This window comes from Mesorhizobium sp. L-8-10 (assembly GCF_016756635.1).
Lineage (GTDB): Bacteria > Pseudomonadota > Alphaproteobacteria > Rhizobiales > Rhizobiaceae.
Map to the genome: position 1 here is coordinate 246,014 of NZ_AP023263.1, position 12,633 is coordinate 258,646.

Sequence of the window (12,633 nt, forward strand, 5' to 3'; positions counted from 1 at the left end):
CTTGCACCGCTGGCCCTTCTACCCCTCATCCGACCTCGCCCTGACGGGCGAGGCCACCTTCTCCCACAAGGGGAGAAGGCCGGTACCTGGCTTAGCCGGCCCTGCAAATCGCCGGCTTTCGCATTTGGCCGAAACCTCGCGGCAGACGTTCCCTTCTCCCCTTGTGGCAGGCCGTGTGAGAACTGGACGGAGGCATAGCTTGGTGAGTGGTTTGGAAGCTGCGGCACGAGTTCATGCCCCCCTATGCTTGCGAGGACAGCAGGGTCTGGAGCAGCGCCGGCACACCCAGAATGTTCACCACCCGCTTCAGATTGTAGCCCAGGACGCTGAGCGCCAACTCGGACCTGGCCTTTTTCAGCCCGCGGACCAGGAACCGGGGATGGCCCATCATCCATTTGATGGTGCCGTAAGGGTGTTCGACCAGCATGCGCCGCTGCGCCATCCACTCGGGGTCGCTGATGGCGCGCCGGTGCATCGCCTCGCGCGCATCTTCATGGAAGTGGCGGATGATGGTGCGCTTGGCGGCCTGCGTGCACTTCGGCTTCAAGGCACAGTCCGCACAGGCCTTGGTCCCGTACTTCTTCTTCTGTTCCGTCCACGAGGTCTCCCGGTGGGTGAGCGTTTCGCCGGCCGGGCAGCGCCAGCTGTCGCTCTCGGCGTCGTAGCTGAACTGGTCGCGGGTGAAGTACTCTTTGCCTTCCGGGTTGACGGTTTCGGCCCGCGGCACGATGGCGGTGATGCCGTCGTCCTCGCAGCGCTGGCCGTGCTCGCCGTTCGAATAGCCGGCATCGGCCACCACCGCTACCTTGTCACCGTCCACGGCTTCGCGGCCGGCCACCGCCATCGGGTGGAGCTGGCACTGGTCGTTGCCGTCATTGGTCAGGTCGAAGGCAACCACCAGCTTGTGTTTTGCGTCGACCACGGTCTGCGCGTTGTAGGCCACCTGATGGCCGTGCCGAGCCGTGCGCATCAGCTTGGCCTCGGGCTCGGTGCGAACCCACTGGCTCAACCCGCGTCCGGTCAAAGCCTCGGCCTGCTGCTGGATCTGCTCGCGGCGCGCCCGCAAGGCCGCCACCGCCGCCGCAACGTCCACGCCATCCGTCTGCGCCGCGCGCTCGTCCCGGTCGGCTTCGTCCATCTGCGCAAGATAGGCGGCAATCTTGCGGTCCACGGCCGCCGTCGCCTTCTCCAGTTCCTTGGCCGTCACCACCTGCTTGCGGCTCGCCACCGCATCGATCTTGGTCCCGTCGATCGCAAGCAACGTGCCGCCGACCAGCGCCTGCTCCCGGCAGAAGCGCACGAAGGCCCGGCACACCCCAACGATCGCTTCCGGATGATCCTTGCGGAAATCCGCAATCGTCTTGAAGGCCGGCGCCGCGCGATGGGTGAGCCACATCACTTCAATGTTGCGCCGCGCTTCCGCCGCAAGCCGGCGGCTCGACCGCACCTGGTTCTGGTAGCCGTACACATAAAGCTTCAACAAATCGCCCGGATCGTAGGGTGGCCGGCCCGTGGCCTCGGGAACAACCTTGGAGAAACCGAGCTGCGCCAGATCGAGGCTGTCGACGAAGGCATCGATGACCCGCACCGGATGATCGGCACCGACCGCCTCGTCCAAGGTTTCCGGGAACAAGCTCGTTTGCTCCCGCGACTGGCCTGTCATATGCGCCATTTCGGCCTCGTCTCAAACTGCCAAAAATCCGGCAAATCACTGCTTTGGATCAACAATTTGAATCCGATCCAGGTTGATTTGGGAAGCCCAAGATGCTCCTCGACACATCCAAAAAACCAATGCCCGAGTTTTCACACGGCCTGGTGGGAGAAGGTGGCCGCGCGAAGCGCGGTCGGATGAGGGGTGCTCGCCTTGGGACCAACACAACCACCCCCTTGCTCCCATATCCGAACGCGCTATGACCACCCTCCTCCCCCCCTCGCTCATCGACCGCCGCGGATTCCTGAAAGCCGCAGGCGCAGGCTTCGCGGCCGCGCTGCTGCCGCATCAAACCATGGCCCTCGACAGGACGGACGCCGTCTTCGCCACCGCCTTCCAGCGGCGCGACGGCGGCTATGGCGTGGCGGTGCTGTCGGAGGCCCGCGAGATCGTCTATTCCACCGCCCTGCCCGACCGCGGCCATGACGTGACTTTCGACCCGGTCTCCGGCCGCTCGGTCGTCTTCGCGCGCCAGCCCGGCACCTTCATGGTGGTGTTCGACCATTCCGGCCGCGAGAAAACCCGCACCATCGCCAGCGTCGAAAACAGGCACTTCTTCGGCCACGGCGTCTTCGCGGGCGACGGCGCCCTGCTCTACGCCACCGAGAACGACTTCGACAATGCCGCCGGCATGGTCGGCGTCTATGACGCCCGGGACGGCTTCCGCCGGATCGGCGAATTCCCGACCTACGGCGTCGGCCCGCACGAGTTGCTGCTTCTTGGCGACGGCCGCACCCTGGCGATCGCCAATGGCGGCATCGAGACCCATCCGGATTTCGGCCGCGCCAAGCTCAACCTGCCGACGATGAAGCCGTCCTTCGCCTTCGTGGACCGCCTGACCGGGGCGCTGATGGAACAGCATTTCCTGCCGCCGGCGCTGCATAAACTGTCGATCCGGCACATCGCGCTCGACGGCGACGGCGCCGTCTGGTTCGGCTGCCAGCATGAGGGGCCAGCGACGGAACGCCCGTTGCTGGTCGGCAAGGCGCGACAGGGCGAGGAACTCGTCCTCGTCGAGATGCCCGACGACGTGCTCGCCGGCTTCCGCAACTATATCGGCTCGGTCGCAGCCAATCCGGCGGCCGGCACGATCGCGGTGTCCTCGCCGCAGGGCAACCGCTACGCCGTCATCGAGGCGCGGTCGGGCCGGGTTCTTGCCGACAAGCCGCTGGTCGAGGTCTGTGGCCTGGCCCCCGACGACGGAGGGTTCCGCGCAACGACGGGCACCGGCGACATTCTCGCTGCCGACGGCTCCGAAACCGTGCTCGACGACTATGCCTGGGACAACCACCTGCTGAGAATCGGGTAGCAGTTCCCGGCGAAGTGGGCACCCGTCTTGCGTCCGGAAGTGCTCGGGCCCCCTTACCCCTTGCGCTCCTGTAGGATGTTGCCGCCGTCGACCACCAGCACCGAGCCGTTGACGTAGCTCGCGCCGTCGGAGGCGAGGAAGGCGACGGCCGCGGCCACCTCGTCGGGCGTTCCGCCCCGGCCCGGCGGCGTCCGGCGCGCGGCTTCGCGTTCGTCCGGCGTCAGCGCGCCGGTCTCGATCCAGCCGGGCGCCACCGCATTGACGGTCACGCCGTGCCGCGCCACCTCCAGCGCCAGCGCATGGGTCATGCCGACCATGCCGGCCTTCGCCGCGGAATAGGCGGCCTCCCCCACATTCGACACATAGGGGCCGGTGACGGAGGCGATGTTGACCACGCGGCCGTGCCCCTTCTCCACCATGGCGGGCAGGAACGCGCGGGTGACGAGAAAAGCCGTCTTCAGGCTGACATCGATGCCGCGATCCCAGTCGGCCTCGGACAATTCGACGAAACGCCGCTGCAGCGCCGGCTGGGTCACGCTACCCATTCCGGCATTGTTCACCAGCACGTCGACGTCGCCGATCTCGGCGCGCAGCCTGTCGACCTCTTTGGCGTCGGTGAGGTCGGCAGCCACGGCCTTCGCCTCCATGCCCTGCGCCCGCAGCTCGGCCGCCCGATCGAAGATGCGCGCAGACGACGCGGTGACGGCGACCGACAGCCCGGCCCGGCCCAGCGCACGCGCGATGGCGAAACCGATGCCGTCAGGCGCGCCTGCCCCCGTCACCAGCGCCATCCTCGATATTGCCGCCATCTCTCCTCCTCCCGTCGAAACCGATCAGTAACCCGCCGTGACGCCGAAATCGACCGGCAGGGCCGCGCCCGTCATCGGCGCCGCACCCGGCTGGCACAGGAAATGGATCAGTGCCGCAATCTCGTCGGCCTCGATGAATCGCGCGCGGTCGCCTTGCGGATAGTGCGAGAGAAGCCGGCGCTTGTATGCATCAGGATCGCCCCCGCCATAGGTCGCCGCCTGATATTCGATCATCGGCGTGGCGACATCGGCGGGGCAGACCGCGTTGACCCGCACGCCCTGCGGCGCCAGTTCCAGCGCCAGAGCCTTCGTCAGCAGCACCAGCCCGCCCTTGGAGGCGCAATAGACCGCCGCGCCGTTGTTGCCGACGAGGCCGGCGTCGGAGGCGATATTCACGATCGCGCCGCTCGATGCGACCAGATGCGGCGTCGTCGCAGCGATCAGGAAAAATGCGCCCTTGAGATTGACGTCGAGCACGCGATCCCAGTCCTCCTCGGCGACTTCCGCCGACGGGCCCTCCAGCCAGACGCCGGCGGCATTGACCAGCACGTCGATGCCGCCGCCCCAATCAGCAGCCGAGCTCACCGCTTGCCGGCAGGAAGCGACCGAACGCATGTCGAGGCCGACGGCAAGGGCGTCGGCCCCGGCCGCCGCCACCCGGTCCCGCGCTGCGCCAAGTCTCGGCCCGTCGAGGTCGGCAATGACGATGCGCTCGCCATCGGCCGCGAAGCGCAGCGCGGTCGCCATGCCCATGCCGCCCGCGCCGCCGGCGATCAGTATGGTTCTCTTGCCAGACATCCGGGCCTCCTCTCTCGGGCGCCGTCAGACACCCGCCTGCAGCTGCGCCAGCCTCAGCGCCGCCGCGCGGCGATGGCCTTCCAACCCTTCGCTGGCGCTCTGGCGCACCGCCGGCGGCGCCACGGACTCGACGCCGGCCCGCTCCAGCCATTGATGCGTTGCGACCTTGACATAGGAGCCCACCCAGAGCCCGCCCGTGTAGCGCCCGGCGCCCATGGTCGGCAGCGTGTGGTTGGTGCCGCAGCATTTGTCCGAATAGACCACGCTCGCCATCGTCCCGATGAAGAGGGAGCCGTAGTTCCTGAGCTTCTTCGCCGTCGCCTGCGGGTCGACCGTGTGGACCTGCAGGTGCTCGGCGGCGATGAAATCGGAATAGGCGATCATCGCGGCCTCGTCCTCGCAGACCACGACCTGGCCGAAGTCGCGCCAGGCGGGACCGGCAACCGCCGCGGTCGGCAGGCCTTCGAGCTGCCGCTCAACCTCGGCTATGGTCTCATTGGCGAGCGGGGCGTCGGTGGTGATCAGGCCGACACGGGTGCGGACGTCGTGCTCGGCCTGGGCCAGGAGATCCGTGGCGATCATGACCGCCTCGCCGGAGGCGTCGGCGACCACGAAGATCTCGCTCGGCCCCGCCAGCTGGTCGATGCCGACCGGCCCGAACACCTGGCGCTTGGCCTCGTTCACATAGGCGTTGCCGGGCCCGACGATCTTGTCGACGGCCGGAATGCTCCCGGTGCCACAGGCCATGGCGGCGATCGCCTGGGCGCCGCCGACGCGAAAAATCCGGTCGGCGCCGGAAAGATGGCAGCCGGCGATCATTGCCTGATGCGCATTGGGCGGCAGGCAGGCGATCACCTCGTCGCAGCCCGCCACCTTGGCCGGAACGATGGTCATGACCGGTGCCGACAGGAGCGGGTAGCGGCCGCCGGGAACATAGGCGCCGACGCGGGCGATCGGGATGATGCGGTGCCCAAGATGCAGCCCGGGCAGCGGCTCGACCTCGAGCGGCAGCATGGTGGCGAACTGAGCCTCGGCGAAGGCGCGCACCCGTTCGATGGCGAAACGCGTATCGGCGGCCGTCTGCGGATCGAGTGCCGCGACCGCGACCTCGCGTTCGGCGAGGCTCACTTCGAAGGTCTCGATATCGACCTGGTCGAAGGCGCGGCTGAAGTCGCGGAGCGCGGCGTCCCCGCGCTCGCGGACATCAGCCAGGATGCCCTTTACCGTCTCCTCGATACCGCCGGCGTCGGCGGTCGCGGCGGGACGCGGCGCCTTCATGAAACGGATGCGGGCGGCGAGGTCGGCTGGCAATGACATGTCGGGGTTCCGGTGGGTGCGTCGGCGCGGAGAGTGGCCGACGCCACACTGCCAGACAATCGGATCGGAAAGTCCTGTCTAGTATTCCGACCAGCCGGTGCTACGATCGGCCAAGGAGAAACCGCCATGTCGCAAATCGGAGAACACCTCAGGGAGCTTCGCCGCCGCCGTCATCTGGGCATCCGGGAACTCGCTGTACGCTCGGGCATCTCGCATTCGACGATCTCGCTGATCGAGCGTGACCGCATCAGCCCGTCGGTCGACACGCTGAGCGCCATTCTCGACGCGCTGGGCAGCACGCTCACCGGCTTCTTCTCAGGCCTGAAATCCCAGGTGCCGTCCTCGCCCTTCTACGCCGCGCGGGACTGCATCGAGATCGGCAAGCACGACGCGATCTCCTACCGCATGGCGGGCGTCAACTATCCCAACCGTGCGATCCTGATGTTGCACGAAACCTATGCGCCCGGCGCCGACACCGGCGAAACGCTCAGCCACCATGCCCAGGAGGCAGGCTTCGTCATAGCGGGCGCCGTCGAGATCACCGTCGGCGACGAGCGCCGCGTACTGAGGTCGGGCGACGGCTATTACTTCGACAGCAATTCGGGTCACCGGTTCCGGAATGTCCACGACGGGCCCAGCGAGATCGTCAGCGCTGTTACGCCGCCCACTTATTGAATAGCGCCGCTTCCAGCATTCCGTTCAATATATTCACCGGAAGCTGACCCACGGCATCAAATCTGTTGCCCCGACCGGACTTGTGCTTTTGTCTATGCCATCGGTCGATAGGATCGACCGATGGAGCGCGCGACCGCGCGCCGCGGCTGTTGGCGCGAAGCCAAGCGGCCCGGAGGGGCCGCGCCGGCGATTGAGGTCGCTCATATAAGAAGTCCAGAGGTGGAACAGGACAAGGATAAGAACATGACTTTCAAGAGGGCAATCAGCACCATCGGTGCGGCCGGCCTCGTCGTCGCGGTTGCGGCGGGCGCTGCATCGGCGCGCGATCTCACCATCGTCTCCTGGGGCGGGAACTATCAGGATGCGCAGAAGAAGATCTATTTCGAGCCTTTCGCCGAGAAGCTCGGCAAGCCTGTGCTCGACGAGAGCTGGGACGGCGGCATCGGCGTCATCGCCGCCAAGGTGAAAGCCGGCCAGCCGAACTGGGACGTGGTCCAGGTGGAAACCGAGGAGCTGGAGCTCGGCTGCACGGACGGCTTCTACGAGAAGATCGACTGGGAAAAGCTCGGCGGCAAGGACAAGTTCCTGTCGGCGGGGGTGCATGACTGCGGCGTCGGCGCCATCGTCTGGTCGACGCTGGTGAGCTACGACGGCGACAAGCTGAAGGATGCGGTGCCGGCCTCCTGGGCCGACTTCTGGGACACCAGGAAGTTCCCGGGCAAGCGCGGCCTGCGCCGCGGCCCCAAATATTCGCTCGAATTCGCGCTGATGGCCGACGGCGTGAAGCCGGCCGAGGTCTATGACGTGCTGCGCACGCCCGAAGGCGTGGACCGCGCCTTCAAGAAGCTCGACGAGATCAAGAAGGACGTCGTCTGGTGGGAGGCCGGCGCCCAGCCGCTGCAGTTGCTCGCCTCGGGCGAGGTGGTCATGACGTCGGCCTATAACGGCCGCATCACCGGCATCAACAAGACCGAAGGCAAGAATTTCAAGGTGGTCTGGCCGGGCAGCATCTACGCCATCGACAGCTGGGTGATCCTGCGCGACAGCCCCAACAAGGACGACGCGATGGATTTCATCGCCTTCGCCAGCGCGCCGGAGAACCAGTCGAAGCTGCCGGAATATGTCGCCTATGGCCTGCCGCAGAAGGAAGCCGCCGCCGCCGTGCCCGCCGATCTCGCGGCCGAGCTGCCGACCGCGGAAGCCAATCTGACCGACGCCGTCGCGCTCGACGGCGAGTTCTGGGTCGACAACATCGAGGAGCTGACCAGCCGGTTCAATGCCTGGCTGGCGCAGTAGGAGCCGGCACCGCGGCTCCGTGATGTGCATCCCGCCTCGTCTGCGCAGGGTGGGATAAGCGTGCGGACCAGCCTTGCGACCTAGCCGCTGCCCCTCATCCGGCTGCCGCCACCTTCTCCCCGCAAGCGGGGAGAAGACGGCCTGCCGCGATGACGGCGCCAGGTCCTGCAACGTCGAAGATTGGCGAAACCGTCGAGGACATCGGTCTTCTCCCCGCTCGCGGGGAGAAGGTGGCGGCAGCCGGATGAGGGGCAGCGTCGACAGCCGCATTCTGAGGCCGCCCAAGACGCGATTCTCCGACTATCGGACGTGGCCCGGCGAGGCTCGAACACCGTCACCGATGCGAGGAACATTTGGCTGATTTCATCGAGCTCGAACGCATCTCCAAATCCTTTGGCCTCCACAAGGTCGTCGACGAGCTCGATCTCGCCATCGGCAAGGGCGAGTTCGTCAGCCTGCTGGGGCCATCCGGCTCGGGCAAGACCACGATCCTGATGATGGTGGCGGGCTTCATCGAGCCGAGCGGCGGCGAGATCCGGCTCGACGGCAACCGCATCGACCATCTGCCGGCCTTTCGGCGCAATATGGGCGTGGTGTTCCAGAACTATGCCCTGTTTCCGCATATGACCGTTGCCGAGAACGTCGCCTTCCCGCTGCTCATGCGCGGCGCGCCCAGGGCGGAGGTTGCCGAGCGCGTGAAGCGGGCCCTCGACATGGTCAAGCTCGGCCAGATCAGGGAGCGCAAGCCGGCGCAGCTTTCCGGCGGCCAGCAGCAGCGCGTGGCGCTCACCCGGGCGCTGGTGTTCGAGCCGAGCGTGGTCCTGATGGACGAGCCACTGGGCGCTCTCGACAAGCAGCTGCGCGAGCATATGCAGTTCGAACTGCGCGAACTCCATCGCCGGCTCGGCCTCACCATCATCTTCGTCACCCATGACCAAGGCGAGGCGCTGACCATGTCGGACCGCATCGCCGTCTTCAATGCCGGACGGATCGAGCAGCTGGCATCGCCCGACGCCATCTACGACCGGCCGCAGACGCGCTTCGTCGCCGAGTTCATCGGCGAGACCAATCTTTTCGCCGGCAAGGTGGAGGCCCGCGACGGCGACAGGGCCAGGATCAGGATCGACGACGGCCCGCTCCTCGAAGCCATGGCGCCGGCCGGCTTCGAGGCCGGCAGCGACGCGCTGGTCAGCATCCGCCCGGAGCGGATCGGACTGGCCGAGACAGCCGGAGGAGGCAACGCGGTGCCGGTGAAGGTGCTCGACACCGTATACCAGGGCGACCATCTGCGGGCGCGCGTCTCCGGCGGAGGCCTGGAGTTCGTCGCCAAGCTGGCGCGCAAATCGCGCGCCTGGCCGGTCGGCGCCGAAGCTTTCGCCACCTTCCAGCCCGACGAATGCACGGTGATCCGGCCATGATGTCGTCATCCGTGCGCGCGCGGCTCACAGCATTGGGACTGATCGCGCCGCTGGTCGCCTTCCTCGTCGTCTTCTTCTTCTGGCCGCTGGTGACGATGATGATGGCCTCGGTGACCGACGGCACGGTGCGCGGCGTGTTGCCCGACACCGCCGCGGCGATGGCCGACTGGGACGGCACTGGCCCGCCCACTCCGGCCATGCAGACGGCACTCGCCGAAGACCTGAGGCGGCCGACGGATTCACTCGCCTTCGGCGACATGGTGCGGCGGCTGAACAGCGAACTCTCCGGCTTCCGTTCGCTGATGTCGCGCACCGCGAGCGCGGTCAGGGATGCTCCCGAGGGGCAGCTTCCCGAGCTCGATGCCATCGACCCGCGCTGGGGCGAGGCGAAATACTGGCAGGCGATGAAGCGAGCCATGCCGCTCTATACCGACCGCTATCTGCTCGCCTCCGCCGATCTCGAACGCGACGCCGGGGGCGGCATCGCCTCGGTCGAGGCCGGCACCTCGGCCAACCGTCAGATCATGCTGCGCACCTTCCTGATCTCGGCGACCGTCACGTTGCTGTGCGCGGCCATCGGCCTGCCCTATGCGCTGATCGCGGCTTCGGCCGGCGGCTGGATGCGCGCAGTGCTGCTCGTCGCCGTGCTCCTGCCCTTGTGGACGTCGCTGCTGGTGCGCACCGCCGCCTGGTTCATCCTTTTGCAGAACGAAGGTCTGATCAACGATGCGCTCCGGGCGATCGGGCTCATCGGCGAGCCGCTGCCGCTCATCTTCAACCGCACCGGCGTCGTCATCGCGATGACGCATGTGCTGTTGCCCTTCATGGTGCTGCCGATCTACAGCGGGCTGCTCACCATCCCGGCGAACCTCATGCCGGCGGCTGCCTCGCTCGGCGCGACGCGGCTGAAGGCGTTCCGATACGTGCTCCTGCCGCTCGCCTTTCCGGGCCTGATGTCGGGCTCGCTTCTCGTGTTCATGGTGGCTCTCGGCTACTACATCACGCCAGCGCTGGTCGGCGGGCCGAACGACCAGATGATCAGTTCCGTCATCGCCTTCTTCGCCACGGGAACGGCCAATTGGGGCATGGCCGGCGCGCTCGGGCTGATCCTGCTCGTCGTCACCACGGTGCTCTATCTCGTCTATGGGCGGCTGTCGCGGTCGCCGACCATGGTGGGAACCTGACCATGGGCGGCAGGACCAACCCGGCGTTGCGGGCCCTCCAGATCGTCTTCGGCCTCGCCGTGGTCTTCTTCCTGCTGGCGCCGATCGTGGCGATCCTGCCGCTTGCTTTCAATTCGAGCGTGTTCCTCAACTACCCGATCGAGAGCTTCTCCTCGCGCTGGTTCGGCGAACTGCGCGACAACGATGTCTGGCGGCGTTCCATCGTCAACAGCCTGATCATCGGCTCCGGCGCCACCATGGTGGCAACCGTGCTCGGCACGCTGGCCGCACTCGGCCTGCGCATGAGCCAGCTGCCCTTCGCCAACGCCGTCCGCACCACCTTCCTGATGCCGATGGTGGTGCCCGCTGTGGTGCTGGGGGTCGGCATGCAGATGCTCTATGGCCGGATGGGCCTCGCCAACTCCTATCTCGGCGTCATCGTCGCCCATGCCGTGCTTTGCATCCCTTTCGTCATCGTCAGCGTGTCCGGCTCGCTCAACGCCATGGATCCCTGGCTGGAGCGCGCGGCGAGCAGCCTCGGCGCGCCGCCGCTCAGCGTGTTCGGGCGCGTCACCCTTCCCATCATCATGCCCGGAATGCTCACCGGCGCGGTGTTTTCCTTCGCGACATCGCTCGACGAGGTGGTGCTGACGCTGTTCGTCGCCGGCCCCAACCAGCGCACCCTGGCGCGCCAGATGTTTGCCAGCATCCGCGAGAACATCAGCCCGGCGGTCGCGGCGGCCGCCTTCCTGATGATCGTCGGCACGCTGTGCGTCGCCGGCCTCGTCGGTTTCCTGCGCTGGCGGCGCCAGCGGGCGCTGAAGCCGCACTGAGCAGCGACAGATCATCAGGAGGATGCAGATGACGCAAGACCATGATCCGGCCGATGGCATAGCCTTCGTCGACGGCGCCTATGTTCCGCTTGCCCTGGCCAGCGTGCCGCTGATCGACCGCGGCTTCGTCCGATCCGATGCCACCTATGACGTGGTGCATGTGTGGCAGGGACGGTTCTTCCGCCTCGACAACCATATCGAGCGCTTCCACGCCTCGATGCAGGGGCTGCATATGAGCCTCCCCCATTCGAAAGCCGACATCGCCGGCATCCTCACCGAATGCGTGCGCCGCAGCGGGCTGCGCGACGCCTATGTCCAGATGACCTGCACGCGCGGCGTGCCGCCCAGGGGCACGCGGGACCCGCGCCTGTGCCGGAACCGCTTTTATGCCTTCGCCCAGCCCTTCGTCTGGATCGCCAATGAGGAGCAGCGCCGCGAGGGGCTCAGCATGATCGTCAGCTCCGTGCAGCGCATCCAGCCGGAGGCGGTCGACCCGCGCATCAAGAACTTCCACTGGCTCGACCTGACCATGGGCATCTTCGAGGCCTATGAGAACGACGCCGTCGTGGCGGTGCTGACCGACCGTGCCGGAAACGTCACGGAGGGCGCGGGCTTCAACGTCTTCGCCGTCCGTGACGGCAGGCTTGCGACACCCGATCGCGGCGTGTTCGAAGGCATGACCCGCCGCACGGTCATCGAGATGGCCAGGGAAGTCGGCATAGGATGCGAGGTTCGCGACGTGCCCGCCGACGAGTTGCGGGCAGCCGACGAGATCTTCATCACGAGCACCGCCGGCGGCATCATGCCGGTGACCGTTCTCGACGGCCGCATCCATGGCAACGGCAAGCCCGGGCCGCTCACCCGCCGTATCCACGATCTCTACTGGGACCGCCAGCACGCTGCCGGCCTGTTCACCGAAATCGACTACGGATGACAAGGTCATCCTCCGGGCGATATGCAGCTGTGGGAATTCCCCGTCCATGCCGGCAACGGCGGACGCCTGCCGCGCAATGCCCTCGATCGGACCGTCAGTGACGATTGGCGGGCGACCAGGAGGAAATCGCCGCCCTCAGGAAGGACGTGCCGCCAGCCATACGGCCTTTCCGAGCGCCACGCATGGAACCAGGACAGGCTGCGTTCCTGAAGCATGTCTCCCGAAAGGGGGTACCGGTTTCGGGACAAAGACATGCGTCAAATCAAAGACCTACAGCGTGTTGTGCGATTCCGTTTTCACGCGACACGCTGTAGTCGCCATTCGCATCCGATGTCGGCTAATCCTGCCTCGATCAAGAGAATCGTGAATT

11 protein-coding genes are annotated in these 12,633 nt (G+C 66.7%); 7 read left to right on the forward strand and 4 right to left on the reverse strand.

From position 1 onward, the window contains the following. Window positions 1-241 precede the first annotated feature (241 nt). Window positions 242-1,672 carry an IS1182 family transposase gene (locus tag JN280_RS01065; protein WP_202309432.1) on the reverse strand — a complete coding sequence of 477 codons (1,431 nt, stop codon included), beginning with the start codon at window positions 1,670-1,672 and terminating at the stop codon, window positions 242-244. A gap of 238 nt (window positions 1,673-1,910) precedes the next feature. Between JN280_RS01065 and JN280_RS01070 the strand changes: the two genes are divergently transcribed. After that, window positions 1,911-3,020: a DUF1513 domain-containing protein gene (locus JN280_RS01070; RefSeq protein ID WP_202309703.1), complete on the forward strand. Its 1,110-nt coding sequence runs from the start codon at window positions 1,911-1,913 to the stop codon at window positions 3,018-3,020. A 53-nt stretch (window positions 3,021-3,073) separates the two neighbouring features. Here the strand turns inward: JN280_RS01070 and JN280_RS01075 are convergent, their stop codons facing one another. Genes JN280_RS01075 through hisD form a run of 3 tightly spaced genes read right to left on the reverse strand, consistent with a single transcriptional unit; the run spans window position 3,074 to window position 5,905 of the window. Next, window positions 3,074-3,829 carry an SDR family oxidoreductase gene (locus JN280_RS01075; RefSeq protein ID WP_202309704.1) on the reverse strand — a complete coding sequence of 252 codons (756 nt, stop codon included), beginning with the start codon at window positions 3,827-3,829 and terminating at the stop codon, window positions 3,074-3,076. 24 nt (window positions 3,830-3,853) lie between these two features. Continuing rightward, window positions 3,854-4,627, reverse strand: a complete 774-nt coding sequence (locus tag JN280_RS01080; protein ID WP_202309705.1) for an SDR family NAD(P)-dependent oxidoreductase — start codon at window positions 4,625-4,627, stop codon at window positions 3,854-3,856. A 24-nt stretch (window positions 4,628-4,651) separates the two neighbouring features. Next, entirely contained in the window at window positions 4,652-5,905 is a 1,254-nt protein-coding gene (gene hisD / locus JN280_RS01085; protein WP_244743443.1) for a histidinol dehydrogenase, read from the reverse strand. A gap of 165 nt (window positions 5,906-6,070) precedes the next feature. Here hisD and JN280_RS01090 point away from each other — a divergent pair, with 165 nt between their 5' ends. The 6 genes from JN280_RS01090 (at window position 6,071) to JN280_RS01115 (ending at window position 12,263) form a co-directional block, all read left to right on the forward strand. Then, window positions 6,071-6,619: a cupin domain-containing protein gene (locus tag JN280_RS01090; protein ID WP_202309707.1), complete on the forward strand. Its 549-nt coding sequence runs from the start codon at window positions 6,071-6,073 to the stop codon at window positions 6,617-6,619. Window positions 6,620-6,862: 243 nt separating this feature from the next. Then, window positions 6,863-7,915: an ABC transporter substrate-binding protein gene (locus tag JN280_RS01095; RefSeq protein ID WP_202309708.1), complete on the forward strand. Its 1,053-nt coding sequence runs from the start codon at window positions 6,863-6,865 to the stop codon at window positions 7,913-7,915. A 353-nt stretch (window positions 7,916-8,268) separates the two neighbouring features. Continuing rightward, complete coding sequence (locus JN280_RS01100; protein ID WP_202309709.1) at window positions 8,269-9,333, forward strand: ABC transporter ATP-binding protein; 1,065 nt, start codon at window positions 8,269-8,271, stop codon at window positions 9,331-9,333. Then, window positions 9,330-10,517 (forward strand): ABC transporter permease, encoded by a 1,188-nt coding sequence (locus tag JN280_RS01105; protein ID WP_202309710.1) that lies wholly within the window; start codon window positions 9,330-9,332, stop codon window positions 10,515-10,517. The genes JN280_RS01100 and JN280_RS01105 overlap by 4 nt, the downstream gene beginning before the upstream one ends. Window positions 10,518-10,519: 2 nt before the next feature. After that, window positions 10,520-11,329 (forward strand): ABC transporter permease, encoded by an 810-nt coding sequence (locus JN280_RS01110; protein ID WP_202309711.1) that lies wholly within the window; start codon window positions 10,520-10,522, stop codon window positions 11,327-11,329. Between the two features lie 28 nt (window positions 11,330-11,357). Further along, window positions 11,358-12,263, forward strand: coding sequence for an aminotransferase class IV (locus tag JN280_RS01115; RefSeq protein WP_202331312.1), 906 nt, complete (start codon window positions 11,358-11,360; stop codon window positions 12,261-12,263). Window positions 12,264-12,633 lie beyond the last annotated feature (370 nt).